Annotated in this window: 26 protein-coding genes; 12 read left to right on the top strand and 14 right to left on the bottom strand. The window is 67.5% G+C overall.

Annotated elements, in window-relative coordinates; translation table 11 throughout:
- Window positions 1–6: 6 nt before the first annotated feature.
- From sfnG to AC1DNG_RS14855, 3 genes are read left to right on the top strand one after another with little or no spacing between them, the layout of a single operon-like run.
- Window positions 7–1215 carry a dimethylsulfone monooxygenase SfnG gene (gene sfnG, locus AC1DNG_RS14865; protein WP_476857654.1) on the top strand — a complete coding sequence of 403 codons (1209 nt, stop codon included), beginning with the start codon at window positions 7–9 and terminating at the stop codon, window positions 1213–1215.
- A complete protein-coding gene (locus AC1DNG_RS14860) occupies window positions 1215–2555 on the top strand; it encodes an O-acetylhomoserine aminocarboxypropyltransferase/cysteine synthase family protein (protein WP_476857653.1) in 1341 nt (446 codons plus the stop codon). Before sfnG ends, AC1DNG_RS14860 begins: the two co-directional genes overlap by 1 nt.
- The gene (locus AC1DNG_RS14855; protein ID WP_230011882.1) at window positions 2555–3049 is read left to right on the top strand and encodes a CoA-binding protein; all 495 of its coding nucleotides are present in this window, start codon (window positions 2555–2557) and stop codon (window positions 3047–3049) included. The genes AC1DNG_RS14860 and AC1DNG_RS14855 overlap by 1 nt, the downstream gene beginning before the upstream one ends.
- A 174-nt stretch (window positions 3050–3223) precedes the next feature.
- On the opposite strand, the gene AC1DNG_RS14850 is transcribed toward AC1DNG_RS14855, so the two are convergent.
- The 4 genes from AC1DNG_RS14850 to AC1DNG_RS14835 form a co-directional block, all read right to left on the bottom strand.
- Complete coding sequence (locus AC1DNG_RS14850) at window positions 3224–4045, bottom strand: hypothetical protein (protein ID WP_476887657.1); 822 nt, start codon at window positions 4043–4045, stop codon at window positions 3224–3226.
- Window positions 4042–4590: an RNA polymerase sigma factor gene (locus tag AC1DNG_RS14845; protein WP_476887656.1), complete on the bottom strand. Its 549-nt coding sequence runs from the start codon at window positions 4588–4590 to the stop codon at window positions 4042–4044. The genes AC1DNG_RS14850 and AC1DNG_RS14845 overlap by 4 nt, the downstream gene beginning before the upstream one ends.
- Window positions 4591–4720: 130 nt before the next feature.
- Window positions 4721–5221 (bottom strand): hypothetical protein, encoded by a 501-nt coding sequence (locus AC1DNG_RS14840; protein WP_476871049.1) that lies wholly within the window; start codon window positions 5219–5221, stop codon window positions 4721–4723.
- A gap of 336 nt (window positions 5222–5557) precedes the next feature.
- Complete coding sequence (locus tag AC1DNG_RS14835) at window positions 5558–6568, bottom strand: 1-aminocyclopropane-1-carboxylate deaminase (RefSeq protein ID WP_476887655.1); 1011 nt, start codon at window positions 6566–6568, stop codon at window positions 5558–5560.
- 105 nt (window positions 6569–6673) lie between these two features.
- On the opposite strand from AC1DNG_RS14835, the gene AC1DNG_RS14830 reads away from it, so the two are divergent.
- Window positions 6674–7336: a GntR family transcriptional regulator gene (locus AC1DNG_RS14830; RefSeq protein WP_476860032.1), complete on the top strand. Its 663-nt coding sequence runs from the start codon at window positions 6674–6676 to the stop codon at window positions 7334–7336.
- Between the two features lie 151 nt (window positions 7337–7487).
- Here the strand turns inward: AC1DNG_RS14830 and AC1DNG_RS14825 are convergent, their stop codons facing one another.
- Entirely contained in the window at window positions 7488–8777 is a 1290-nt protein-coding gene (locus tag AC1DNG_RS14825) for an adenylosuccinate synthase (protein ID WP_018776133.1), read from the bottom strand.
- A 399-nt stretch (window positions 8778–9176) separates the two neighbouring features.
- Between AC1DNG_RS14825 and AC1DNG_RS14820 the strand changes: the two genes are divergently transcribed.
- Window positions 9177–10385, top strand: coding sequence for a cobalamin-independent methionine synthase II family protein (locus AC1DNG_RS14820; protein ID WP_476857648.1), 1209 nt, complete (start codon window positions 9177–9179; stop codon window positions 10383–10385).
- A gap of 185 nt (window positions 10386–10570) precedes the next feature.
- Complete coding sequence (locus AC1DNG_RS14815) at window positions 10571–11203, top strand: uracil-DNA glycosylase family protein (protein ID WP_028277428.1); 633 nt, start codon at window positions 10571–10573, stop codon at window positions 11201–11203.
- Between the two features lie 176 nt (window positions 11204–11379).
- On the opposite strand, the gene AC1DNG_RS14810 is transcribed toward AC1DNG_RS14815, so the two are convergent.
- From AC1DNG_RS14810 to AC1DNG_RS14795, 4 genes are all read right to left on the bottom strand, one after another.
- Window positions 11380–11805, bottom strand: a complete 426-nt coding sequence (locus AC1DNG_RS14810; RefSeq protein WP_476857647.1) for a DUF3151 domain-containing protein — start codon at window positions 11803–11805, stop codon at window positions 11380–11382.
- Between the two features lie 2 nt (window positions 11806–11807).
- The gene (fbaA, locus tag AC1DNG_RS14805; protein WP_018776137.1) at window positions 11808–12827 is read right to left on the bottom strand and encodes a class II fructose-bisphosphate aldolase; all 1020 of its coding nucleotides are present in this window, start codon (window positions 12825–12827) and stop codon (window positions 11808–11810) included.
- A 143-nt stretch (window positions 12828–12970) separates the two neighbouring features.
- Complete coding sequence (locus tag AC1DNG_RS14800; RefSeq protein WP_476887654.1) at window positions 12971–13663, bottom strand: DedA family protein; 693 nt, start codon at window positions 13661–13663, stop codon at window positions 12971–12973.
- 189 nt (window positions 13664–13852) lie between these two features.
- Window positions 13853–14527, bottom strand: a complete 675-nt coding sequence (locus tag AC1DNG_RS14795) for a TrmH family RNA methyltransferase (protein ID WP_476857644.1) — start codon at window positions 14525–14527, stop codon at window positions 13853–13855.
- 53 nt (window positions 14528–14580) lie between these two features.
- Between AC1DNG_RS14795 and AC1DNG_RS14790 the strand changes: the two genes are divergently transcribed.
- Entirely contained in the window at window positions 14581–15435 is an 855-nt protein-coding gene (locus tag AC1DNG_RS14790; protein ID WP_476850487.1) for an HAD-IIA family hydrolase, read from the top strand.
- A gap of 23 nt (window positions 15436–15458) precedes the next feature.
- Here the strand turns inward: AC1DNG_RS14790 and AC1DNG_RS14785 are convergent, their stop codons facing one another.
- The 4 genes from AC1DNG_RS14785 to pyrE form a co-directional block, all read right to left on the bottom strand.
- Window positions 15459–16487, bottom strand: coding sequence for a thioesterase domain-containing protein (locus tag AC1DNG_RS14785; RefSeq protein WP_476857681.1), 1029 nt, complete (start codon window positions 16485–16487; stop codon window positions 15459–15461).
- A gap of 149 nt (window positions 16488–16636) precedes the next feature.
- A complete protein-coding gene (locus AC1DNG_RS14780) occupies window positions 16637–17182 on the bottom strand; it encodes a hypothetical protein (RefSeq protein WP_223914539.1) in 546 nt (181 codons plus the stop codon).
- Between the two features lie 95 nt (window positions 17183–17277).
- Window positions 17278–18051 (bottom strand): GAF and ANTAR domain-containing protein, encoded by a 774-nt coding sequence (locus AC1DNG_RS14775; protein ID WP_230012582.1) that lies wholly within the window; start codon window positions 18049–18051, stop codon window positions 17278–17280.
- A 98-nt stretch (window positions 18052–18149) separates the two neighbouring features.
- Window positions 18150–18734, bottom strand: a complete 585-nt coding sequence (pyrE, locus tag AC1DNG_RS14770) for an orotate phosphoribosyltransferase (protein ID WP_277528120.1) — start codon at window positions 18732–18734, stop codon at window positions 18150–18152.
- A gap of 110 nt (window positions 18735–18844) precedes the next feature.
- Between pyrE and acsA the strand changes: the two genes are divergently transcribed.
- Genes acsA through AC1DNG_RS14745 form a run of 5 tightly spaced genes read left to right on the top strand, consistent with a single transcriptional unit; the run spans window position 18845 to window position 24421 of the window.
- A complete protein-coding gene (acsA, locus tag AC1DNG_RS14765) occupies window positions 18845–20704 on the top strand; it encodes an acetate--CoA ligase (RefSeq protein ID WP_476857642.1) in 1860 nt (619 codons plus the stop codon).
- A complete protein-coding gene (pdhA, locus tag AC1DNG_RS14760; protein ID WP_476857641.1) occupies window positions 20701–21771 on the top strand; it encodes a pyruvate dehydrogenase (acetyl-transferring) E1 component subunit alpha in 1071 nt (356 codons plus the stop codon). Before acsA ends, pdhA begins: the two co-directional genes overlap by 4 nt.
- A complete protein-coding gene (locus AC1DNG_RS14755) occupies window positions 21768–22748 on the top strand; it encodes an alpha-ketoacid dehydrogenase subunit beta (protein WP_476850483.1) in 981 nt (326 codons plus the stop codon). The genes pdhA and AC1DNG_RS14755 overlap by 4 nt, the downstream gene beginning before the upstream one ends.
- On the top strand, window positions 22741–24150 hold the full coding sequence (locus tag AC1DNG_RS14750; protein ID WP_476887653.1) for a 2-oxo acid dehydrogenase subunit E2: 1410 nt from the start codon (window positions 22741–22743) through the stop codon (window positions 24148–24150). The genes AC1DNG_RS14755 and AC1DNG_RS14750 overlap by 8 nt, the downstream gene beginning before the upstream one ends.
- A gap of 28 nt (window positions 24151–24178) precedes the next feature.
- A complete protein-coding gene (locus AC1DNG_RS14745; RefSeq protein WP_223914546.1) occupies window positions 24179–24421 on the top strand; it encodes an acyl carrier protein in 243 nt (80 codons plus the stop codon).
- A gap of 92 nt (window positions 24422–24513) precedes the next feature.
- Here the strand turns inward: AC1DNG_RS14745 and AC1DNG_RS14740 are convergent.
- On the bottom strand, window positions 24514–24798 hold a 285-nt coding region (locus AC1DNG_RS14740), incomplete at its 5' end, for an integrase core domain-containing protein (protein WP_476887652.1).

The following is a 24798-nucleotide window of genomic DNA, read 5'->3' as shown; positions in this document are numbered from 1 at the left end:
ACACCCATGACTGAGATCAGCAACGTCGCCCGTCTTTCCGAACCGCTCAAGTTCGCCTACTGGGTCCCCAACGTCTCCGGCGGCCTGGTGGTGTCCACCATCGAACAGCGCACCGGCTGGGACTTCGAATACAACAAGAAGCTGGCCAGGATCGCGGAGAACTCCGGCTTCGAATACGCCCTGACCCAGACCCGGTACGCCGCCTCCTACGGTGCGGACAAGCAGCACGAGGCCACCTCGTTCAGCCTGGCGCTGCTGGCCGCCACCGAGCGCCTCAAGGTGATCTCCGCCGTCCATCCGGGCATGTGGCACCCCGGCGTGCTGGCGAAGTACATCATCACCGCGGACCACATCTCCAACGGCCGCGCCGCCGTGAACATCGTCTCCGGCTGGCTCAAGGACGAATTCACCAACTTCGGCCTCGAATGGCTCGAACACGACGAGCGCTACGTCCGCACCGAGGAATTCATCAAGGTCCTCCGCGGGCTCTGGACCGAGCAGGACTACAGCCAGTCCGGCAAGTACTACAACATCACCGACTTCACCCTGAACCCGGCACCGGTGGACGTGCCGGGCCGGGCGCACCCGGAGATCTTCTTCGGCGGCAACTCCACGGCCGCGCAGGCCACCGCCGGCCGGGTGGCTGACTGGTACTTCTCCAACGGCAAGGACCTCGACGGGTTCAAGGAGAACATCGCCGGCGTCGTGGCGGCGTCAGGTGCCGCCGGTCGCGGCACGGAAGGTGCGCTCCCCTCTCCCAAGTTTGGCCTCAACGGCTTCGTGATCGCCCGGGATTCCGAGAAGGAAGCCCGCGACACGCTCCGCGAGATCGTCGAGAAGGCGCACAAGCCCGCCGTCGAGGGGTTCCGCGCCGCCGTCCAGGAAGCCGGGGCGGCCACCAAGGACGGCAAGGGCATGTGGGCCGACTCGAGCTTCGAGGACCTGGTCCAGTACAACGACGGCTTCAAGACCCAGCTGATCGGCACCCCGGAACAGATCGCCGAGCGGATCGTGGAGTACAAGAAGATCGGCGTGAACCTGTTCCTGACCGGCTACCTCCACTTCCAGGAGGAAGTCGCCGCGTTCGGCCAGGACATCCTGCCGATCGTCCGCGAACTCGAGGCCGACCTCGCCCGCAAGAACGGCACCGAACTGGACCTGTCCCGGACCCCGGCGGCAAACGCCGGCACTACCAGCAAGCTGGTGAACGCGTAATGGCTGACCGCAAGTTCGGATTTCGCACCCGCGCGCTGCACGCCGGCGGCACCCCCGACGCCGAGCACGGCGCCCGCGCCGTGCCGATCTACCAGACCACCTCCTTCGTGTTCAAGGACACCCAGGACGCCGCGAACCTCTTCGCGCTGCAAAAATACGGCAACATCTATTCCCGGATCGGCAACCCCACCGTGGCCGCGTTCGAGGAGCGCATCGCCTCCCTGGAGGGCGGAATCGGCGCCGTGGCGACGTCGTCGGGCATGGCGGCGGAGTTCATCACCTTTGCCGCGCTGACCCAGGCCGGGGACCACATCGTGGCCGCCTCCCAGCTCTACGGCGGCACGGTGACCCAGCTGGACGTCACGCTGCGCCGCTTCGGCGTGGACACCACATTCGTCGCCGGCACCGACCCGGCGGACTACGCCGCCGCAGTCCGGGAAAACACGAAGGCGATCTTCGTGGAGGTGGTGGCCAACCCGTCCTCGGAGGTCCAGGACCTTGCGGCCCTCGCCAAGGTGGCGCACGACGCCGGCGTCCCGCTCGTCGTCGACGCCACCCTGAGCACGCCCTACCTCGTGCGGCCGATCGAGCACGGGGCGGACATCGTGATCCACTCCGCCACCAAATTCCTCGGCGGCCACGGCACCACCCTCGGCGGCGTGATCGTCGAAAGCGGCCGCTTCGACTGGGGCAACGGCAACTTCCCGACCATGACCGAGCCCGTGGCCTCCTACGGCAACGTCTCCTGGTGGGGGAACTTCGGCGAGTACGGGTTCCTCACCAAGCTGCGCTGCGAACAGCTGCGCGACATCGGACCCGCACTGTCCCCACAGTCGGCGTTCCAGCTGCTGCAGGGCGTGGAGACGCTCCCCCAGCGCCTCGACGAGCACCTGAAGAACGCCCAGGCCGTGGCCGAATGGCTCGAAGCGGACGAGCGCGTGGCCTACGTGAACTTCTCCGGCCTGCCCTCGCACCCGCACTTCGAGCGGGCGCAGAAGTACCTGCCGCTGGGTCCGGGCTCGGTGTTCTCCTTCGGCGTCAAGGGCGGCCGGGCCGCCGGGCAGAAGTTCATCGAGTCCCTGCAGCTGGCCTCACACCTGGCCAATGTGGGCGACTCCCGGACCCTGGTCATCCACCCCGGGTCCACCACCCACCAGCAACTGAGCCCCGAACAGCTCGAGGCGGCAGGTGTCCCCGAGGACCTGGTCCGCATCTCCGTGGGCCTCGAGGACATCGATGACATCCTCTGGGACCTGGACCAGGCACTGGACGCCGCCTCGGAAGCAGCAGCCCCGGATGCATCCGCAGAGGCTGAAGCCTGCACGATCGGAGCGAACTGATGAGTGTTGAAGAACGGACCTGGACCGGCCCCTCGGCGCCGGAGCGCCTGAACCTGCTGCGGCAGGCGAAGTCGATCGCGATTGTGGGCGCATCGGACAAGCCCTCGCGCGCGAGCTATTTCGTGGCCACCTATCTGCAGTCCTCCACCCGGTACAAGGTCTATTTCGTGAACCCGGTGGTGAAGGAAATCCTGGGTCAGCCGACGTATCCGTCGCTCGCGGACCTGCCGGAAAGCCCGGACATTGTGGACGTGTTCCGCAAGCACGGCGACTTGCCCGGCGTCCTGGACGAGGCCATTGCCGCCGGCGCCAAGACCCTCTGGCTGCAACTGGGCTCCTGGCACGAGGACGTTGCCAAGGAGGCCGAGGCCGCCGGACTCGACGTCGTGATGGACCGCTGCGTGAAGATTGAGCATGCCCGGTTCCACGGCGGCCTGCACCTTGCCGGATTCGACACCGGCGTCATCTCTTCGAAGCGGCAGGTCCTGGCCTAAACAGCAGGAACAGCCCAACTCGAGCCGCCGCGAACCAACCCCCCGCCAACCAACCACCCGCGAACCAACCCCCCGCCAACCAACCCGTTGCGCTATCACTTTGGGTCGTTCTGAGCGCTCAGAACAGCCCTAAGTGATAGCGCAACCGGGTTAACAAAGTGCTTTAAGGGCGGCTTATGGCTGGCCGGGCGCCTTGGTCGGAACGATGCCCGGCAGGGTTGGCGTGATGTGGCCCGGAACGCGCGGCAGATCCTTGCCTGCGTTTCCGCCGCCGCCCGGAAGGTCGGGTGATCCGGGCAGCCCCGGCGCTCCGGGCCGCTGCCCGGGGGTCGGCAGGATGCCGTCGCGGCCGACGGCGGGCGGCGTGGCGGGGGGCGCGTGTCCGGCCGCCGGGGCGCCCGGGGCGCTGGAGCTGCTGGGCGTCGATGCTCCGGACGGGTCAGCACCGGGCGTGCCGGGCGCGCCGTGACCCGGCGTGGCGACAGGCGCGGGAAGGGCGGGGATGGTGGACGGCGAGGGCTGGACATGCTCGGGGGCCGGTGCGCCGCCGTGGCCCGGAGTCTGGAAGATGACCCCGACGGTGTGGCTGACGCTGTGCCGGAAGTCCTCGCTGGATGCCGCCACGGCGCCGGCACCAAGGGTCATGGCACCCACGACGGCGCCACCGACGATTGCCAGCCGGCGCTTCCGGCCGCGGCGCTCGGCCAGGCTGGTGACCCCGACCGGCAGCGATTCATCGGCATCATTCTTCGCGGACACGACGGTGGGCAGCGCCGTCGTCGTGGCTGTGTCAGGGGCGGCGGCAAGACCGGTTGCTCCGGCTGTTCCGGCCGCGAGCAGGGCCGCGAGGTCGGCGCGGGGCGCGGGAGCGGCATCCGGGACCACGGCGCGGAGCTGTTCCAGCGCGCTCCGAAGCTCGGCCGCGGATTCGAGGCCGGAATCGCCCAGCATCGCCTGGATGGTGCCATCCTGCTGGGGGTCGCGGGTGCCGGTCATGATGCTGCGTGGTCCTTTTCGGTTACGAGTTCGCGCAGGGCACTGAGCCCGCGGCGCTGAAGCTGCTTGATGGCACCCGGCGTCTTGTCCATGATGCCGGCCACCTGTTCGATGGAAAGGTCCGCGACGATCCGCAGGACCAGAACTTCGCGCTGCTCCTCATTGAGCCTCGCGAGGGTGTCCGAGATACCGCCCAGGGATCCGAGCGCTTCGTCCTCGGCGGATGCCGAGTACCGGGCGTCGTTCAGGGGATCGTATTCGGCCAAATGCGGAGTGCGTTCTGCCCGCCTCCTGCAGTCGACCAGCCGCGCGTGGGCGACGGAGAAAATGAAGGTCCTCAGACCTGCGTGACCGCCGCTGACGCTGGCCAGCTTTGGCAGGACGTCTACGAACACATCCTGGGTCAGGGCCTCGGCGTCGTCCACGCCCCGGGCCCGGAAGTAGCCCAGCACGGCCGGGGAAATAACCGTGTACACCGCGCTGAAACCTGAAGGGTCACCAGCTAAGGCGGCTGACAATTCGTCATCGCTTAGCTGCTGTGCCAAGAGGCTGTCCTTCCGTTACTGCCGGGGTGCGGCCCCCGCAAGTCTAGCGGCCGCACCCCGGAGCCCTCCAAAGTGAGGGCTCCCTCCTTGCTTTCAGACCCGTGCCGGGTCCAGGCTAAACAGCCGAAATTTACTTGTCGTGCTGGGGCAGCTCGACCGACGGCTGGGCCGGAACAGCCGGGGTTGCCGGAATAGCGGGGGTTGCCGGAACGCCCTTGGCACCGGGGACGGCCGGTGTCGCCGGGGTGGCCGGAACTGCGGCGTGGATGTTGGCGTTGGCGCGTGCCTCGCCGGCAGCACCCTTGACGCTGGCGTCGCCCTTGACGGTGGCTCCGTCCTTTGCGTCGGCGGAGCCGTCGACGGCACCCTCGGTGCCGTCCACGTCGGCTTCGGCGTCGCCCTTGGCCTTGCCGTCAGTCGACGGCGCGGCCGGAACTGCGGGGACGGCCGGCTTTGCCGGGAGCGTAGGCGTGGCCGGGACAGCCGGCGTGGCGGGCGTAGCGTGGCTCACTTCAGCCTGCTCGGTGCCGGACATCTGAGCGGCATTGGCCAGTCCGATGCCGGAGAAACCTCCGACTGCCAGAATGGCGGCGCCGACAGCGATCTTGGTGGTCTTGCTAACACTCTTCATTACAGACGTACATCCTTTGTTTTTTTGGTTTGAAGGCGGGCTGAGGCCTCATGGGGGCAGTTGACAGCCCACTCTCGCCAGAAAAGGCTGGCCGGCGCCCATGGGGGCAGGCGCCGGCCGGCACTTACGGTGGAAGGCCAGCCGGGGTCTGGTGGGGGGTCCAAGACTCCGGCGGCGCTTACAAAGGAGTAATCGCTGGGCGGGCCCGAAAGGTTACGCACCAATCGGAAATTTCTTGATTTCTTTTTTGAACCGGCGCTGCAGGGGCTTAACGACGACGACGGCGGGCCCCCGCCAGGGAACCCGCCGCCGCAGGAGCTTAACGACGACGCCGCGTCAGGACCGGAAGAGCCCGCTGTAGGCATTCAGGGCGACCTGGCCGCCGAGGTGGGCGTAGAGGACATTGCTGCCGGCCGGAATTTCCCGGCTTTTCACAAGGTCGATCAGCCCGGCCAGGGACTTGCCCTCGTAGACGGGGTCGGTGATCATGGCCTCGAGCGAGGCGCCCAGCCGGATGGCCTCCAGGGTGGAATCGACGGGAATCCCATAGAGGTCCCCGGCCCAGCCCTCCATGACGTTGATTTCCTCGTCCCGGAGTTCTCTGCCCAGGCCGATCAGCTCGGCGGTGTTCCGGGCGATGCGTTCCACCTGGTCACGGGTCTTCGCCAGGGTTGCCGACGCGTCGATGCCGATCACGCGGCGCGGTTTGTCCTGGCCGGCAAAACCCGCGATCATCCCGGCGTGGGTGGAGCCCGTGACGGTGCAGACGACAATCGTGTCGAAAAAGATGCCGAGCTCGCGCTCCTGCTCTTCCACCTCGTAGGCCCAGTTGGCGAAGCCCAGACCGCCCAGCCTGTGGTCTGACCCGCCGGCCGGGATCGCGTAGGGCTTGCCGCCGGCGGCCTTGACCTCTTCGATGGCGGTTTCCCAGCTGCTGCGGATGCCGATGTCGAAGCCCGCACTGTCCAGCCGCACGTCGGCGCCCATGATCCGCGAGAGCAGGATGTTGCCTACCCGGTCGGACAACGGATCGGGCCAGTCGACCCAGTTTTCCTGGACCAGGCGTGCTTTGAGGCCGAGCTTCGCGGCCACCGCCGCGACCTGGCGGGTGTGGTTGGACTGGTAGCCGCCAATCGAGACGAGGGTGTCCGCACCCTGGGCCAAGGCCTCCGGGACGAAGTACTCCAGCTTGCGCGTCTTGTTGCCGCCAAACGCGAGGCCGCTGTTGACGTCCTCGCGTTTCGCCCAGATCTGCGCCCCGCCCAGGTGTGCGCTGAGCCGCGGCAGCGGATGGACGGGGCTCGGCCCAAACGTCAGGGGGTAGCGTTCGAAATCGGTGATGGCCATCGTCGGTCCTTCGCTCGCGGTGGGAAACGGTCACAGCAAATATGCAATATATTGCATTGTCGGATACGGGCTCCGGAAGGGCAAGAGGGATATACGATATGTTGCATGCCCGTACCCTCGCTCGCCGGAGTCCACAAGCGGCCGCTGCTGCGGGACAACGTCTTTGAATCGATCCGTAACGCGATCGTCGACGGCACCTTCGAGCCCGGCGAACGGCTGAAGGACGCCGAACTGGAAGCGTGGCTCGGCGTGAGCCGGACACCCATCCGCGAGGCGCTGCTGCGGCTGGAACGCGCCGGCCTGGTGGTTGCGCTGCCGGGCAAGGCGACCATCGTGGCCCCCTGCGACCCGGCGTCGACGCTCAGCACGCAGCAGGTGGTGGCGGGACTGCACGAGCTGGCCGCACGCCTGGCGGTCCCGCTCCTGGCGGAGGAGCACCTCGCCGCCATGGCCGGGGCCAACGCGCGCTTCGAACAGGCCCTGCAGGCGGCGGAGGTCGAGTCGGCGCTGCGGGCTGATGACGATTTCCACGCCGTCTTTGTCACGGTCAGCGGCAACCCGGTACTCCGGGAAATCCTGGAACAAACCACCCCCGTCCTGCGCCGGGTGGAGCGGATGCGCTTCGGCTCATTTGCCGCCCGGGAATCGGTGGCTCAGCACGCTGAAATCATCCGGCTCGCCCGCCTTGGCGACGCCGAGGCCGCCGCCAGGGCGTGCCGGGAGAACTGGCTCTCGCTGCGGTTCACGTCCGCGGAAGACCCCGCCTAGGACCGTTGTGGTCCCGCCTGCGCCAGGCGTGACTGCTGCCTTAACTGCGACGGCTGCGGCCTTAACCGCGACGGCGGCGGCCCGCCCCTGCAAGGGCGACCCGCCGCCGTCGTACGCCGGTTGGTGACACGTCAGTCGGTGCCGGCCAGTGTCAGTCGTTGATGAGGTCGTTGACCACGATCGTCTGGTCGCGGTCCGGGCCGACGCCGATCGCGGAGAACCGCGTGCCGGAGAGCTTTTCCAGGGCCAGGACGTAGTTCCGGGCGTTCTCCGGCAGGTCCTCCAGGGTACGGGCGCCGGTGATGTCCTCGGTCCAGCCTTCGAAGTATTCGAAGATCGGCTTGGCGTGGTGGAACTCGGTCTGGGTCATGGGCATTTCGTCGTGCCGCACGCCGTCGACGTCGTAGGCCACGCAGACCGGGATCTGTTCGATGCCCGTCAGCACGTCCAGCTTCGTGACGAAGTAGTCCGTGAAGCCGTTGACCCGGGAGGCGTGGCGTGCCAGCACGGCGTCGTACCAGCCGCAGCGGCGGGGACGGCCGGTGTTGACGCCGAACTCGCCGCCGGTCTTCTGCAGGTACATGCCCATCTCATCGAACAGTTCCGTCGGGAACGGCCCTGCGCCCACGCGGGTGGTGTAGGCCTTGATGATGCCGATGGAACGCGAGATCCGGGTGGGGCCGATGCCGGAGCCCACGGAGGCGCCGCCCGCGGTCGGGTTCGAGGACGTCACGAAGGGGTAGGTGCCGTGGTCAACGTCCAGGAAGGTGGCCTGGCCGCCCTCCATGAGGACCACCTTGCCCTCGTCCAGGGCGGTGTTCAGGACGTAGGTGCTGTCGATGACCAGCGGGCGGAGGCGCTCGGCGAAGGACAGGAAGTACTCCACGATCTCGTCCACCTCGATGTCCCGGCGGTTGTAGACCTTGACCAGGAGCTCGTTCTTCTGGCGCAGCGAACCCTCTACCTTCTGGCGCAGGATCGAGGCGTCAAAGACGTCCTGGACGCGGATGCCGAGGCGGGCCACCTTGTCCATGTAGGCCGGGCCGATGCCGCGGCCGGTGGTGCCGATGGCGCGGCTGCCGAGGAACCGCTCGGTGACCTTGTCCAGGACCTGGTGGTAGGGCGCCACGAGGTGCGCGTTGGCGGAGACGCGCAGCTTGGAGGTGTCCGCGCCGCGGGCCTCCAGTCCGTCGATCTCCTGGAACAGGGCTTCCAGGTTCACCACGCAGCCGTTGCCGATGATCGGAATCGCGTTCGGGCTCAGGATGCCGGCCGGAAGGAGCTTGAGCTCATACTTCTCACCGCCTACGACGACGGTGTGCCCGGCGTTGTTGCCGCCGTTGGGCTTGACGACATAGTCGACGCGGCCGCCAAGCAGGTCAGTGGCCTTACCTTTGCCTTCGTCGCCCCATTGGGCTCCGACGATCACGATTGCTGGCATGGGATCCTCCCCCATTCGTTCGGGCCGAACTGCGTTTAGTGACCAGGCGGTCACCGCAGTTCAGCGCCGTTCATGAGAATGCCCCGAATCTATCGCTGTGTTCGTATCCAACGCCAGAGTTCCGGGGCTCTTACCACCCAAGTTTAGCCGAAATCGGTGCCCGGCATCGCTTTGGGTCCTTGCTTGGACGCGCCGCCTAGGTGGTGAACGCCAGGGCGGCTTCCGCGAGGAGGGCCACGCGTCCGCCGCGGCGGACGAGCCGTTCTTTTTCCTGGCGTTCGTCGTAGCTGCATCATCCACCAGCTCAGGCCCGACACATAGCGGGCACCACTTGCGGGACGGCGCGAGGTGGAATTGAGTGGGAGTGAGAATCCCGAGCGGCCGAAAGGAAACCGCGCCATGCCCCGGACCACTGACCACATCCGTGTGACCCATGCCGGCTCATTGCCCCGCACGCCGGAGCTGATCGCCGCAAACGAGGCCAAGGAAACCGACGGCATCACGCCCGAATTCCTGGACCTGCTCGAAACCTCGGTAGTGGACGTCGTCCAGCGCCAGAAGGAGCTGGGCATCGACATACCCAATGACGGCGAGTACGGGCATACGATGTCCAGCTCCGTGGACTACGGCGCCTGGTGGAATTACTCCTTCTCACGGCTCGGCGGCCTGGAACCGACCGACGTGGACCGCTGGGCCGACGCCACGGTGCACCGCTCCTCGCCCGGCCACATCGTCCTGACCTCCTTCCCGGACCGCCGGGACCGGCAGAAGTTCGATGACGCCTACAACGACCCCTCCTCCGGGATCCTGGCCCACCGCAAGGCCGTCACGCAGCCCAAGGTCGCCGGGCCACTGACGTACACGGGCCAGGAGCTCGTGGCCTCGGACGTTGCCAACCTCAAGACCGGACTGGCCGCGGCCGGGCTCGCCGAGGGGTTCATCGCCTCCCTCTCGCCCGGTTCGTGCGCCCGGGTGGCCAACGATTACTACGGCAGCGACGAGGAACTCCTCTACGCCTGCGCCGACGCGATGCGCGAGGAATACAAGGCCATCATCGACGCCGGCCTGACAGTCCAGCTCGACGACCCCTCCCTGGCCGAGAGCTGGGACCAGATCAACCCCGAGCCGAGCCTGGCGGACTACCTGAAGTTCATCCAACTCCGGGTCGAAGCAACGAACTGGGCGCTGCGCGGTCTTCCCCAGGAGCAGATCCGGCTGCATGTCTGCTGGGGTTCCTGGCACGGCCCGCACACCACGGACATCCCGTTCGCGGACATCGTCGACTCAGTCCTGCAGGTCAATGCCGGCGGCTACTCCTTCGAGGCGGCCAACGTCCGGCACGAGCACGAATGGCGCGTCTGGGAGGATGCGAAGCTTCCCGAGGGGAAGGTCATCATCCCCGGCGTCGTCTCACACGCCACCAACGTCGTGGAGCATCCGGATCTCGTGGCCGACCGGATCGTGCGCTTCGCCGAGCTCGTGGGACGTGAAAACGTGATTGCGTCCACCGATTGCGGGCTGGGCGGCAGGGTGCATCCCCAAATCGCCTACGCCAAGCTGGAGGCCCTCGGCGAAGGCGCACGCCGCGCCACCCAGCGGCTCTGGTAGCAGCACCTGGCCGGCGGGGTCCAGCCCGGCGCCGCATTTCGCGGGGCTTGATAGACTGATAAGGATCGACCAGGAATCGGTCCACACCACATTTTCAAACCACACCATTGCTCCGCATGCCCGTATTCGGCGTGCCTGCATCCGGTGTGGCAGCTTTGCCAATCCCGCAGGAGACCCAGCAACATATGACAGCCCTGGCCACCGAAAATTTCCGCGAAGAGCTTCTGAGCCGCCGGTACGAACCTAACGTCGCCCCCGTCAACGAGCTCCTTGACGTCCTCCAGGCAACCAAAGCTGGCACCGCTGTCCCCTACGTGGACCCCATGCACGACGTCGACGAGTGCCGGATCATCAGCCTGTACTCCAACATCGGCACCGCTGACGCGTCAGGCTTCATCACCGCCGGCGACGACGAGGCCGCCACCCGCATGCTGGGCATCCAGTGGAAACTCGGCCTGCGCCCCGAGTTCGTCATGCCCTGGAACGTCCACCCGTGGCACGTCCCCGGCGAGCCGAACGGCAAGTTCACGCCGGACCAGATTTCCGCGGGCCTGAAGCCGCTGCTGAAGTTCCTGGCCCTCGTTCCCCGCGCCTCCGTGATCGTCGCCCACGGCACCGAGGCCAACCGCCTGGCCAACCTGCTGCTCAAGACCGAAGTGCCCATGATCTGGCGCCGCGGCCTGAAGACCTACAAGGTCCGCTCGCTCAGCGGCCGGGCGTTCGCCGGCACCCCGGCCCGGCAGGAAGAGTACCTGGCGGAGATGCACACCGCCTACGCGGACGCCATGGCCCGCACGGGCCTGGCCAAGGCCAGCTGACCCACCCACGCACAAACGACGGCGGGCTCCCACCTCAAGGCGGGAGCCCGCCGTCGCACGTTAACGCGTTAACACGTTAATCCGTCGCTTAAACCGCAACGCGGGGTCACTTACGGCCCATCCACCGTGGTGGGATGGACCGTAAGTGACCCCGCGTTGCGTCGTTTGGCGGCGCCTCAGCCCTCGGCTTCGATGGCCGCCTTCGCGCCGGGATCGGAATCCTTCAGGAACTTTTCGATCCGCTCCGGCTCCTCGGGCTCGCCGATCGCCGCGGACGCACGGCCAAGCGAGTAGAGGGAGCGCAGGAAGCCGCGGTTGGGTTCGTGCTCCCACGGGATCGGCCCGACGCCGCGCCACCCGTTGCGGCGCAGCGAATCCAGGCCGCGGTGGTAGCCGACCCGCGAGTACGCGTAGGAATCGATGGTGCGGCCCTCGTTCCAGGCCTCCTCGGCGAGGATGGCCCACAGGAGCGAGGAGGTGGGGTACTTCGCCACGAGGTCCACGGCTTCCTGGCCGAGCGCGAGATGCTGGTAGATCTCGCTCTCGGCAGGCAGGAGCGTGGGCTCGGGACCCATCAGGTTTTTCCGGAACTCGTCGGACATGGCTAGAAGGTCTTGCCGGTGGAGCCCAGCTGCTGGGCGGCCTCGACCACGCGGGCGGCCAGGCCGGCCTCAGCCGAAGCGCCCCAGACGCGGGGATCGTAAAGCTTCTTGTTGCCGACCTCGCCGTCGACCTTCAGCACGCCGTCGTAGTTGCGGAACATGTGGTCCACCACGGGGCGGGTGTAGGCGTACTGGGTGTCGGTGTCGATGTTCATCTTGATGACGCCGTAGGAGACGGCGTCCGCGATTTCCTTGTCCGAGGAGCCGGAGCCGCCGTGGAACACGAGGTCGAACGGGTTGGCCTTGCCGATCTTGGCGCCGACCTGCTCCTGGATGTCCTTGAGGATCTCGGGGCGGAGCTTGACGCCGCCCGGCTTGTAGACGCCGTGCACGTTGCCGAAGGTCAGCGCCGTGATGTAGCGGCCGTTTTCGCCGGAACCGAGCGCGTCGATGGTGGCCAGGGCGTCCTCGACCGTGGTGTAGAGCTTGTCGTTGATGGCGTTCTCGACGCCGTCTTCCTCGCCGCCCACGGTGCCGATCTCGACCTCGAGGATCATCTTGGCGGCGGCGGTGCGCTCGAGCAGTTCACGGGCGATCCGCAGGTTTTCCTGCAGGGTCTCGGCGGAGCCGTCCCACATGTGCGAGTTGAAGAGGGGGTTGCGGCCTGCCTTGACCTCGGCCTCGGAGGCGGCGAGCAGCGGGAGCACAAAGCCGTCGAGCTTGTCCTTGGGGCAGTGGTCCGTGTGCAGGGCGATGTTCACGCCGTAGTTCTTCGCGACTTCGCGGGCGAACGCGGCAAAACCGAGGGAGCCGGCAACCATGTCCTTGGTGGCGGCGCCGGACCAGTAAGCTGCGCCGCCGGTGGAGACCTGGACGATGCCGTCGGACTCGGCCTCGGCGAAGCCGCGCAGGGCGGCGTTCAGGGTCTGGGAGGACGTGACGTTGACCGCCGGGAAGGCGAAGCCGCCCGTCTTGGCGCGGTCGATCATCTCGGAGTAGATCTCTGGGGTTGCAATGGGCATGCTGACTCCTAATGTGAATTTCGTCTGCGGGCTGGTGATCCTGGAGGGAACCTCGTCGGCTAGGAACCATCCTAGCCATTCCTGCGCCGGGGCCGTGTCTCCGGTCACGTGGCCCCTGTAACACTCGCGGCCGGGCGCTTCGGTCATGGTTCCGGGCTGCCGGAGGACTGGCCGGCGCCGGCCCCGCCGCCGGCATTGCGCCGGCCGCTGGCGGTACGCGTGGCTCTGGCTTTACGCGTGGCGCGGGCTTTCCGGATCCGCCACGTGATGACGGCTGCCACGACGACTACCGCGACCACCGCGGTGACGCCGCGTCCGGCAGATGTGGCTGCCGCTTCGTAGGAGTTCCCGGCCAGGTAACCGAGCAGGACAAATCCTGCACCCCACACCAGGCCGCCGGCGGCGTTGAAGGCCAGAAACTTCAGGTAGGGCATCCGTGAGCTGCCGGCCAGTGCGGGCATGACGGCGCGGAAAAATGCCACAAACCGGCCCAGGAACACCGCCGAACCGCCTCGGAGGCGCAGGAAATCCTGGGCCTTTTCAAGTCTCGCCAGACGCCTGTTCATGACTTTCAGACCCAGAAGTCTCGGTCCCAGGTGTTTGCCGACCTCGTATCCGGCCGAGTCCCCGATGATCGCGGCCAGCACGACCACGACCATCACGGACCACAAGGGCAGGACCCCGCGGCCGGCCACGACCCCGCCCAGAACCGCGGCGGTCTCCCCGGGGACAACGAAGCCGACGAAGAGGGCGTCCTCGGCGAAGACCAGCAGGCCCACGATGATCAGGGCCAGCAGCGGGTCTACATTCAGGACGCTGTCCACAAACCCGCTCACCGGGTTTCCGCTCCCCTGCCGAAAGGGACGGCTTCATCCGACGTGCAACGGTGATGTCTTCGGTTCCGGTCCACATCCTTCTCCTCGCGCGTTCGCCTCGCACCGACAGCGTCTGCTGGTTTGCGATCCACGTCAACGGCTCGCTTGTCGGCACGGAACCCCCGGGGCCACGGACGCCTAAGAGTGGCTTTAGCCCGGGAGCTGGCCGAACACGTGGCGGCGGATCCAGGCGTGCATCGCGATCGCGGCGGCGGAGGCCGCGTTGATGGAACGGGTGGAGCCGAACTGCTCGATCGACAGGGTGTCCAGCGCCGCTTCGTGGACTTCAGGGGTCAGGCCCGGGCCTTCCTGGCCAAAGACCAGGACGCAGTCCTTGGGCAGTTCGTAGGTCTCCAGCGGCACCGAGTCCGGGAAGATGTCGATCCCGATGATCGCCAGCCCCTCCCCCTGCGCCCAGGCCACGAAGTCCTCAACGGTGGGGTGGTGGCGGACGTGCTGGTAGCGGTCGGTGACCATGGCCCCGCGGCGGTTCCACCGGCGTCGTCCGATGATGTGGACTTCCTTGGCGAGGAACGCGTTGGCGGTCCGGACCACGGTGCCGATGTTGAGGTCGTGCTGCCAGTTCTCGATCGCGATGTGGAAGTTGTGCCGCTTGGAGTCCAGGTCGGCCACGATCGCCTCGTGCTTCCAGTAGCGGTATTTGTCCACCACGTTGCGCCGGTCGCCGTCCGCCAGCAGGTCCGGGTCCCAGTGCCCGCCCTGGGGAACTTCGCCTTCCCAGGGTCCGACGCCGACCTCCGCCTTCGGTTCCGGCCCTTCCTCTGCGGCGGGGAGGGACGGGGCGGGGATCTCGGGTTCAGTCACGCCTCAACATTAGACTGGGTGACAGGAAGCGGCACACTTAGGCGGAGGACAGCATGGCAGATCAGCGCGAAGAGCATGGTACCGATTCAGACGAGGGCCGTTCGTACGCCTCGATGTACCGCAGCGGCCAGGAAATCGAGTGCTGGCTCACGGACATGGACGGCGTGCTGGTCCACGAGAACCAGCCCATCCCGGGCGCGGCGGAGCTGATCCAGCGCTGGGTGGACACCTCCAAGCGGTTCCTCGTGCTGACCAACAACTCGATCTTCACGCCCCGGGACCTCGCGGCCCGGCTGAGCTCTTCCGGGCTGGAAATCCCGGAGGAGAACATCTGGACCTCGGCCCTGGCCACGGCCCAGTTCCTCAAGGACCAGGTCCGCGGTTCGGAGTCGGGGAACCGCGCCTACACGATCGGCGAAGCAGGACTCACGACGGCGCTCCACGAGGCCGGCTTCATCCTCACCGACCAGAACCCCGACTTCGTGGTGCTCGGCGAGACCCGCACCTATTCGTTTGAAGCCATCACCATGGCCATCCGCCTGATCCTCGCCGGCGCGCGTTTCATCGCCACCAACCCGGACGCCACCGGGCCCTCGAAGGACGGACCCATGCCTGCCACCGGGGCCATCGCCGCCCTCATCACCAAGGCCACGGGGCGCGAACCGTACATTGTGGGCAAGCCCAACCCGATGATGTTCCGGTCGGCGATGAACCAGATCGACGCGCACTCGGAAACCACGGCCATGATCGGCGACCGCATGGACACCGACATCATCGCCGGCATGGAGGCGGGCCTGCACACGGTGCTGGTGCTCAGCGGCATCACCCACCGGGACGATATCGCCGCGTATCCGTTCCGGCCGAACCAGATCCTGAATTCCGTGGCGGACCTCAAGAACCAGATCTGAGCAACACCCCAGAACGCGATACCTCAGAACGCGGTCTTCTTCCCGCCGCCGCCCGGCAGCGGGAAGAGGTCGTCCTGGAGTTTTTCGATGATGGGCCGGTAGATGAACGGGCTCCAGCCAGGGCTCGCGTGCTCCGGCCTCGCCCCGTCGGTGCGCAGGTCATCCGAGACCATGTTGGTTTTGAAGGACAGTGACCAGGTGTCCCGGGCGGTCTCGTAATCCACCGTCTTGTCCCGGGGGTTGCCGATGAACGCCATCTTCGTTTCGCCCAGCTTCCCGACGAAACGGCTGGCCTCAAAGTGGAAGATATAGGCGGATTCGGACTGGATCAGCACGCTGGACGGCGCGATCGGGGACAGCTGTTCCAGTGTCTGGTCCACCACCTGACCCCAACTGCGTTCATTCTTGTGCAGCATCCTCTCGCCGAGCTCATAGCCGCCGCGCAGCACTGTGGGGAAGCGGAACCCGCTTTCGTAGAGCATCACCACACCCTCGAACCAGCTCTGGTCCAGCACGTCGTGCCGGCTCGCCGGGCTGGAGTCGAGCAGGATGAACGCCACTTCGACGCCGTGCAGTTCGCGCAGCCGGGCCGCCACCTGGGTTGCCACCATGCCGCCAAAACTATGGCCGTAGAAGTAGAGGGTGGTGAGATTGTGGGCGCGGACGTGCTCGATCACGGCGATGACCACCTCGTCGATGTCCAGGCCTTCGTTGGAATACCCGACGGCGGCGAGCTGGCCCCTCTTGTTCAGGGAGCCGCGCAGCGCGTTCAGGATCCACAGGGCTTCTTCCCAGCTCGTTTTGTAGCCGGGGAACAGGATCCAGCTGGCGTGGGGGTAATACCGTTCGGCAACGTCATCAGGTACTTCGAGGATCCGGCTGACACGCCGCTCGGCCTGCACGCGCTGAGTGAACAGCATGTCCGCCGCCAGCAGCGACGCGGACCCTGCGCCGATCAGGAACGATCGCCGGGAAACCCGTTTAAGCTCGACGGCGCGGCGGAGCATGCGGGCCTCGGAAGCACCGGGGCCTCGCGGATGGTTCGGATCCATCTCGGCCGGCACATCTCTACCGTATCCACGCTTCGGCGGGGATGAGAAACCGGACCATACAGCGGTTCCGAAGCTCAGCGTGGAAGCGCGGTTGGCGGGCCGCTGGCGCGGTTGGCGCCGCTGGCACGCCGTTGAAGCGCCGTTGCCGGTTACGCGGGTTCGGGCTCGCGGCCGACCTCGCGGCGGCTGATTTCCATGCCGATCTCGTCATAGGTCGCCAGGAGTTCCGAGCGGGCCATGTCAGCGGGATCATCGAGAAGGCCGAACACAGAGTCGCTCGCGGCGAAGAGTTCGTCGTCGGAGAACCGGTTCAGCTTCCGGGTGCCTGAGGGATCGATCGAGGCCGTAAATTCCCCGGCCATGTCCAGAGGTGGCAATGCAGCGGAATCGTCGCGGTGCGCGGTCAGTTCCAGGGAGACTCCACCGGGAGCCGGCATGCCGGCGACCTCCGAGCCGGAGGCCCCGCCGTCGATCGCGTTGAGGTCGTTGCGCAGGCCGGCCAGCGCCGCTGATTCCACGAATGCGGCCAGGCCGAGGTCGACGCGGATGTGCGAGATGATCCCCATGCGGCGGATGCGCTGGATAATTTGCATCAGGGAGGGGCGGGAGGCTTGTGTGAGGCTCCCCCGGACACTAATCCGGACGACGTCGGAAACGACATCGAGTTTGACGTGGGCTTGCAGTGTTTGGTCCATAGGTACTCCAAATAAGGATGTCTATGGCCGACGGCTCAACCTCATTCAGCGTATCCGCGCTTGTGGTCGCACACAAGTCATAGGCCGCTGCCGGTTCAGCCAGCCTGCCGCCGGTTCGGCTCTTCGTAGTGCGTCCTGGTAGCCGTTCCGCCGACAGATTGCACCAGTGAGGCGGCGATGTCGCGGAGTTTGACGTTGCCGTTGCTGGAGGCATCGGTGAGGATCCGGACCGCGGTTTCCTGGTCGCAACGGTTCTGGGCCATGACGATCCCGATGGCCATGTCGATCACGGTCCGGGATTCGAGCGTGGCGCGCAGGTTCGTGGCGCTGTCCGTGTGCAGCGAGAAGCGGACTGCCAGCCGCAGCGCCTGGGAGATTTCACGGGTGTACCCGCGGGCCCGGACCGCGACGTCGCCGTCGAACTTGTGCGGGACATCGGAGTAGAGGTTCAGGGCCGCCTGGGCTTCGCCCTGGAGGTGGAAAGGCACCGACAACACCGAGCGCAGGCCGTGCGAGGCGACGGCGGAGGCGTAGTCAGGGCCCCAGCGGTCCTCGTCGAAGAGGTCCGGGACGTAGACTTCCCGTTCCTCCTTGGCGGCGGTCAGGCAGGGGCCCTGGGACAGTGAGTACTGGATCTCGTCCACTTCGCGGGCGGAGTCGCTGCTCCACCCGATCGTGGCGGCCTTACGGTCCCGGAGCAGGGTGATTCCGCACAGCGCGTCGTCGCCGGAGCCGGCCACCTGGTGCGCGGAAAAACGCGCGAGTTCGTTCAGGAACGCTTCGAAGTCTGCGCTGTCCAGGATCAGGTTCTGGATCTGGTCGACAGTGTTGACGGAGTCAGCGGTCAAGTCTTCAGGGGGCGGGAGCATGTCGCGTTTCTCCAGATGCGGGTACGGACGGGGGGTATTTAAGAAATGATAAGTCACCCCCTAGGCACCGTCCACCCGCGTCAGCTGAGGGAGAAACGCTAGTTGAGGCCCAGTTCGTCCTTGCCGAAGGCGAAGAGGTACGGAACGCCGGCTTCGGCCTCGATCTTTTCCTTGGCTCCGGTGTCGCGGTCCACGATCACGGCGACGGCCACCACGTTGCCGCCGGCCTTGCGGACGCCTTCGACGGCGGTCAGCGCGGACCCGCCGGTTGTTGAGGTGTCCTCCAGGACCAGGACCTTGCGGCCCTCGACCGAGGGGCCTTCCACCTGGCGTCCCATGCCGTAGGACTTCTGCGCCTTGCGGACGACGAACGCGTCCACCGGGCGGCCGGCGTCGACGGCGGCATGCATGACGGCCGTGCCCACCGGGTCCGCCCCCATGGTGAGTCCCCCGGCGCACTCGAAATCGATCCCGGCGTCCTCCATCAGCGAGAGCATGACCTGCCCGACGAGTTTGGACGCCTCGTGGTGCAGGGTGATGCGGCGCAGGTCGATGTAGTAGTCGGCCTCGGCGCCGCTGGAGAGGATGACCTTGCCGCGGACTACGGCCAGTTCCTTGATCAGTTCCAGCAGTCGGGCACGGGCAGCGGCAGCGTCGGCTGCGAAGTCACGGGTGGCAGTCATGGCTCCCAGTTTAGTGGCTGGTCCGCCGCGGATTCCCAGCCGGGGTCTTGCACGTCGGTCCGGGACCTTTTGCTCTGGGCGGCACCGGCACACGGGAGTCGGATGGAACCATGACGGCAGGAACCGAACCATCCATCCGCTGGCCTGCGATCACCAAAGACATCGGCAGTTTCCGGGTCCGGCCGAACCTGGTGGATTATGACGCGGCGTGCGCGGCCTTCACCTGGGATGAGGCCCGGCGAGCCCTATCCGGACTCCCCGGTGGCCGCGGCCTCAACATCGCCTACGAGGCAGTGGACCGGCACGCGGCTGGCAGCACGGCAGGACATGAGGCCTTGCGGTTCGTCCGGGCCGATGGCAGCACCCACTCCTTGAGCTACGCCGAACTCGCCGAACAGACCAGCCGCTTCGCCGGCGTCCTGCGCAGCCTTGGCGTCGGCCGCGGGGAACGGGTCTTCTCCCTCACCGGCCGCGGCCCCGCCCTGTACATCGCGGTGCTCGGCACGTTCAAGAACGCGAGCGTGTTCTGCCCGCTGTTCTCCGCTTTCGGTCCCGAGCCGGTGCGGCAGCGCCTCACGCTGGGCTCCGGCCGGGCGCTGGTCACCACGCGGGCGCTGTACCGCAGGAAGATCGTCCAGCTGCGCGGGCAGCTCCCGGAGTTGCGCCACGTCCTGCTCATCGACGCCGACGGCGATCCCGAGCCCGGAACCCTCGACCTGGCCGCCCTCATGCGCCAAGCCCCGCCGGACGGGGAGATCGCGGCCACCCAGCCGGAGGACATGGCCCTGCTGCACTTCACGTCCGGCACCACCGGCACTCCCAAGGGCGCGATACACGTGCACGACGCCGTGACCGCCCACCACGCGACCGGAACCTTCGCCCTGGACCTGCAACCCGGAGACGTCTACTGGTGCACGGCCGACCCGGGCTGGGTCACGGGCACCTCGTACGGCGTGATCGCACCCCTGAGCCACGGCGTGACGGCCATCGTGGACGAGGAGGAAATGGACGCCGACCGGTGGTACCGGATCCTCGCCGAGCAAGGAGTCACGGTCTGGTACACAGCCCCGACGGCCTTGCGCATGCTCATGAAGGCCGGAGCCGACCGCGCCGCAGGACACGACCTCTCTGCCTTGCGCTTCGTCGCCAGCGTCGGCGAGCCGCTCAACCCGGAGGTTGTGGTGTGGGGGCAGGAGGCCTTCGGCCAGCCGGTGCACGACAACTGGTGGCAGACCGAAACAGGCGGCATCATGATCTCGAACTACGCCGCCACCGAGATCCGGCCCGGCTCGATGGGCCGTCCATTGCCCGGCGTCGAGGCCGCCGTCGTGGCCCGGGATGCGGACGGCAAGCCCGTCATCCGCGACGGCGAAGCGGTGCTGGTCACGGACCCCGACTCCATGGGGGAACTGGCCCTCCGGCCCGGCTGGCCCTCCATGTTCCGCGGCTATCTGCACGAAGAGGAGCGCTACCGCCGCTGCTTCGCCGGGGGCTGGTACCTGACCGGGGATCTCGCCAAACGCGACGCCGACGGCTACTACTGGTTTGTTGGCCGGGGCGACGACGTCATCAAGTCGTCGGGGCACCTGATCGGCCCGTTCGAGGTGGAGAGTTCCCTCATGGAGCACCCGGCCGTCGCCGAGGCCGGCGTGATCGGGGTCCCGGACCCGGTGGCCGGCGAGGTGGTCAAGGCCTTCGTTGAACTCCGGACCGGCTGGGAACCGTCCGGGGAGCTGGCCCTGGACATCATCGGCTTCGCCCGCAAGCGGCTGGGCCCCGCCGTCGCGCCGCGGCTGCTTGACTTCACCGCCGCACTGCCCAAGACCCGCAGCGGGAAGATCCTCCGGCGACTGCTCAAGGCCCGCGAGCTCGGCCTGCCCGAGGGCGACACCTCCACCATCGAGACGCCCCCGGTCCCGCCAAACCCGGCCCGCATAGAGCCGGCCAGCACCGAACAGGCACCGAAATGACCGGTACAGCGAGCCCACGCGGAGGCCCTTTGGACGCGGCCCACGGCCAGCACCTGCTGCTGCAGATGTTGCGCGTCCGCCAGCTCGAAGAGAAATGCGTCGAGCTGTACAGTGCAGCCAAGATCCGCGGCTTCCTGCACGTCTACATTGGCGAGGAGGCTGTCGCCGCCGGCGTCCTGGCGTCGTTGGGACCGGAGGACGCCGTCGTCGCGACGTACCGGGAGCACGGGCACGCGCTGTTGCGGGGCGTCTCGGCCGAGGCGATCCTCGCCGAAATGTACGGCTACGTTGAGGGGTGCTGCCGTGGCCGGGGCGGGTCAATGCACCTGTTCGATGCCCCCACCCGCTTCTTCGGCGGCAACGCGATAGTCGCCGGGGGCCTACCTCTCGCCGTCGGCCTGGCACTGGCCGACAAGATGGCGGGGCGCTCCAATGTCACGGTGTGCTTCTTCGGCGAAGGCGCGGTGGCCGAAGGCGCATTCCACGAGAGCCTGAATCTGGCGGCCCTGTGGCAGCTGCCCGTGCTGTTCTGCTGCGAGAACAACCTCTATGCCATGGGTACCGCCCTGGCCCGTTCCGAATCGCAGACTGACATCGCCCTCAAAGCTGCCGGCTACGAGATCCCCGCGTGGGCCGTGGACGGCATGGACGTCCTGGCCGTCGAGGAGGGTGCACGCCGCGCGGTGGACGCCGTCCGCTCAGGAGGCGGTCCGCACTTCCTGGAGTTGCGGACCTACCGTTTCCGGGCCCACTCGATGTTCGATCCCGAACGCTACCGGACGAAGGAGGAGGTGGCGCGGTGGATGGAACGGGACCCGATCACGCTGCTGCGGACCGCGCTGGAGTCCGCGGGCCACCTCTCGGCCGCCGAGTGGGAGCAGCTGCAGGCGGACGCGCAGGCGGAGATCGCGGCCGCCGTCGAGTTCGCCGAGGCCGGAACCCCGGAACCGGTGGAGGAACTGACCCGCTTTGTCTACAGCGAGCGCGGCGCCGAAGACGGCGCGGGCACAGCCACTGGCGCGGGCACAGCCGGGCAGCCTGCCGGGAAGGCCGCAGACACGCCATGAAATCGAGCTACCGAGAGGCGCTACGGGCGGGCATCCGCGACGCCATGATCCGCGACGAACGCGTATTCCTGATGGGCGAGGACGTGGGCGCCTATGGCGGCTCGTTCGCGGTCAGCCTGGGCCTGCTGGAGGAGTTCGGCCCGGACCGGATCCGCGACACCCCGCTCTCGGAATCCGGGTTCGTCGGTGCCGGGATCGGCGCGGCCCTGGGCGGCATGCGCCCGATCGTGGAAATCATGACCGTCAACTTCAGCCTCCTGGCGCTCGACCAGATCGTGAATAATGCCGCCACCTTGCTGCACATGTCCGGCGGGCAGTTCCACGTCCCGCTCGTGATCCGTATGACCACCGGTGCGGGCCGCCAGCTCGGCGCCCAGCACTCGCACAGCCTCGAAGGCTGGTACGCGCACATCCCGGGGCTGCGGATCCTGGCCCCGGCCACCCTCGAAGACGCCCGCGGCATGCTCTGGACGGCGCTGCAGGACCCGGACCCCGTGCTGATCTTCGAGCACGGCTCGCTGTACAACGTCCCCGGGGAACTGGCCGACGACGCCGGCCCGGTGGACATCGGCACGGCAGCCATCCGGCGCACCGGCAACGACATCTCGCTGATCACCTACGGCGGGACCCTGCCCGTGGTGCTCGACGCCGCGGAACAGCTCGCCGCCGAAGGGATCGACGCCGAGGTCCTGGACCTGCGCACGCTCCGCCCGCTCGACGACGCCGCCATCCTCTCCTCCGTGACCAGGACGCACCGGGCCGTCGTGGTCGATGAAGGCTGGCGCAGCGGCAGCCTGTCGGCCGAGGTGAGTGCGCGGATCACCGAGCAGGCGTTTTTCGACCTCGATGCGCCGGTGGCCAGGGTCTGCAGCGCCGAGGTGCCGATCCCCTATGCCAAGCACCTGGAACTCGCCGCCCTGCCGTCCGCGGAACGGATCGTGGCCGCGGCCAAAGCAACAGTAGGCGCCGGTGGGTGACTTCCTGATGCCCTCGCTCGGGGCCGACATGGAGCACGGCAAGATCGTCGAATGGCTGGTCAAGCGCGGTGACTATGTGCGCCGCGGCGATCTCGTGGCGGTCGTGGACACGGACAAGACGGTCATGGACGTGGAGTCCTTCCAGGAAGGCGTCGTGGCGGACCTCCTGGTGGGCATCGGCGAAACCGTTCCGGTGGGAACCCCGCTGGCCGTGATCACCCAGACCCCTGCCGAGGTCGGGGCTCCAGTTCGTGCGGCTCCCCCGGCGGGGGCGCCGTCGAAACCCGCTGCTCTCACGCCGCGGCCCCCTGAGCCGGTCGGGCCGACGGCGGGTCCCCCGATCGCCCCTCCCGTGCGGCACCTGGCGCACCGGCTGGGCGTGGACACCGGCAGGATCCAGGGCACCGGCAAGGACGGGGCCATCACCCGCGCCGACGTCGAACACGCGGTGGCGGCCCGGACCGGCGGGACGGGCAGGGTGCGTTCGTCGCCGCGGGCGCGGCGGCTCGCCGCGGAACTCGGGATCGGGCTTTCCACCGTGACCGGCACCGGCCCGGACGGCGCCGTGACGGTGGCCGACGTGCAGCGCGCAGCAGCCAGAGTTCCAACGCCGGGTCCCCCGGAGCCCGGTCGGGTTGCATCCGCGACGGAACCCCCAGCTCCGGAACGCGGCGCGGCCGTACTGGAAGCGCCGGAGACACCAGCTAGAGGGAGGCCGACGTCGGAAGCCCGCGAGCGCGTGGCCAGCCTGCGTCGGGCCATCGGCGCCCTGATGACGCGCTCGAAGCAGACCATCCCGCACTACTACCTCAGCACCACGCTGGATCTGCGCACCGCCGTCGGGTGGATGCAGTCGGTCAATGCGCACCGGCCCGTCGCCGGCCGGCTGGTGCCGTCGGCGCTCCTGCTAAAAGCCGCGGCTCTGGCGGCACGGGACGTCCCCGAGGTCAACGGCTTCTACGTTGACGGCGGTTTCCGTCCCAGTGCGGCAGTGCACCTGGGCGTCGCGGTGGCCCTGCGCCAAGGCGGTCTGGTGGCCCCGGCAATCCACGACGCCGACACCCTGCCCCTGGACGTGCTCATGGAGCAGCTGCGGGATCTTGTCAGCCGGGCACGTGCGGGGCGTCTCCAGCGCGCCGAAATGGCCGATCCAACCTTGACCGTGACCAACCTCGGAGACCTCGGCGTAGACAGTGTCTACGGCGTGATCTATCCGCCCCAGGTGGCCATGGTGGGCTTCGGCCGGGTGATGGAACAGCCCTGGGCCCAGGACGGGCTCCTCGGGGTCCGGCATGCCGCCATCGCTACGCTGTCCGCGGACCACCGGGTCAGCGACGGCCTGCGCGGCGCCCGTTACCTCGCCCGGATCAACGAGCTGTTGCAGGAACCGGAGCACCTGTGACACCCAAAGCCAGGAAACCGGAGGAACCATGAACGAACAGGACGCCCGCGCGGCGGTGCACGCCGCGATCGGCGCGGTGGCCCCTGACGTCGAACTCGACGACGTCGACGAGGACGCCCGGCTGCGCCAGGATTTGGAACTCGATTCGCTTGATTTCCTGCGGCTCGTGGAAACGATCGACACGGCCACCGGCGTGGACATTCCGGAGCGCGACTACCCGGCGGTGGCTACCGTCAAGGGCCTGATCGGCTACCTCACGGCGCACGGCTAACCGCATCGGTTGCTCCGTAAGCGCCCTTTTGGAGGCTCCAAGGGGCGGTTACGGAGCAATCGACGGGGCGCCGGCCGGCGGGGAAAGCACGGCTAGGTGTACTGCCCAGGGAGGTTGGTTAAGCGGCTGATGGGCGGGTGGCCACCGATTGCGGTGTGGGGCCTGTGGTGATTGTAGTGGTGCAGCCATGCCGGGAGGGCGTTTCTGCGGGCTGATTCCGTGGCGTATAAGCGTTTGAATGCCCACCCGTCGGCCAGGGTGCGGTGGAAGCGTTCGATTTTTCCGTTGGTCTGGGGGCGGTAGGGCCTGGTCTTCTTCGCCTTGATGTTCAGCTCCCGGCAGGTGTCCCGCCAGAGGTGGGATTTGTAGGCTGAGCC

Source organism: Arthrobacter sp. 01T425 (assembly GCF_056398725.1).
Note: the sequence above shows the minus strand (reverse complement) of the source record. Positions and strands in the feature narration are given on the sequence as shown.

Bases quoted from the DNA above. Each gene is read 5' to 3' on its own strand.
- AC1DNG_RS14745 (WP_223914546.1), top strand. From the start codon at position 24,179: ATGAACGAACAGGACGCCCGCGCGGCGGTGCACGCCGCGATCGGCGCG.
- AC1DNG_RS14835 (WP_476887655.1), bottom strand. From the start codon at position 6,568: ATGGCCATCACCGATTTCGAACGCTACCCCCTGACGTTTGGGCCGAGC.
- AC1DNG_RS14830 (WP_476860032.1), top strand. From the start codon at position 6,674: ATGCCCGTACCCTCGCTCGCCGGAGTCCACAAGCGGCCGCTGCTGCGG.
- AC1DNG_RS14855 (WP_230011882.1), top strand. From the start codon at position 2,555: ATGAGTGTTGAAGAACGGACCTGGACCGGCCCCTCGGCGCCGGAGCGC.
- sfnG (WP_476857654.1), top strand. From the start codon at position 7: ATGACTGAGATCAGCAACGTCGCCCGTCTTTCCGAACCGCTCAAGTTC.
- AC1DNG_RS14840 (WP_476871049.1), bottom strand. From the start codon at position 5,221: ATGAAGAGTGTTAGCAAGACCACCAAGATCGCTGTCGGCGCCGCCATT.
- AC1DNG_RS14790 (WP_476850487.1), top strand. From the start codon at position 14,581: ATGGCAGATCAGCGCGAAGAGCATGGTACCGATTCAGACGAGGGCCGT.
- fbaA (WP_018776137.1), bottom strand. From the start codon at position 12,827: ATGCCCATTGCAACCCCAGAGATCTACTCCGAGATGATCGACCGCGCC.
- AC1DNG_RS14820 (WP_476857648.1), top strand. From the start codon at position 9,177: ATGCCCCGGACCACTGACCACATCCGTGTGACCCATGCCGGCTCATTG.
- AC1DNG_RS14775 (WP_230012582.1), bottom strand. From the start codon at position 18,051: ATGCTCCCGCCCCCTGAAGACTTGACCGCTGACTCCGTCAACACTGTC.
- AC1DNG_RS14825 (WP_018776133.1), bottom strand. From the start codon at position 8,777: ATGCCAGCAATCGTGATCGTCGGAGCCCAATGGGGCGACGAAGGCAAA.
- AC1DNG_RS14785 (WP_476857681.1), bottom strand. From the start codon at position 16,487: ATGGATCCGAACCATCCGCGAGGCCCCGGTGCTTCCGAGGCCCGCATG.
- pyrE (WP_277528120.1), bottom strand. From the start codon at position 18,734: ATGACTGCCACCCGTGACTTCGCAGCCGACGCTGCCGCTGCCCGTGCC.
- AC1DNG_RS14780 (WP_223914539.1), bottom strand. From the start codon at position 17,182: ATGGACCAAACACTGCAAGCCCACGTCAAACTCGATGTCGTTTCCGAC.
- AC1DNG_RS14815 (WP_028277428.1), top strand. From the start codon at position 10,571: ATGACAGCCCTGGCCACCGAAAATTTCCGCGAAGAGCTTCTGAGCCGC.
- AC1DNG_RS14860 (WP_476857653.1), top strand. From the start codon at position 1,215: ATGGCTGACCGCAAGTTCGGATTTCGCACCCGCGCGCTGCACGCCGGC.
- AC1DNG_RS14755 (WP_476850483.1), top strand. From the start codon at position 21,768: ATGAAATCGAGCTACCGAGAGGCGCTACGGGCGGGCATCCGCGACGCC.
- AC1DNG_RS14850 (WP_476887657.1), bottom strand. From the start codon at position 4,045: ATGACCGGCACCCGCGACCCCCAGCAGGATGGCACCATCCAGGCGATG.
- AC1DNG_RS14810 (WP_476857647.1), bottom strand. From the start codon at position 11,805: ATGTCCGACGAGTTCCGGAAAAACCTGATGGGTCCCGAGCCCACGCTC.
- pdhA (WP_476857641.1), top strand. From the start codon at position 20,701: ATGACCGGTACAGCGAGCCCACGCGGAGGCCCTTTGGACGCGGCCCAC.
- acsA (WP_476857642.1), top strand. From the start codon at position 18,845: ATGACGGCAGGAACCGAACCATCCATCCGCTGGCCTGCGATCACCAAA.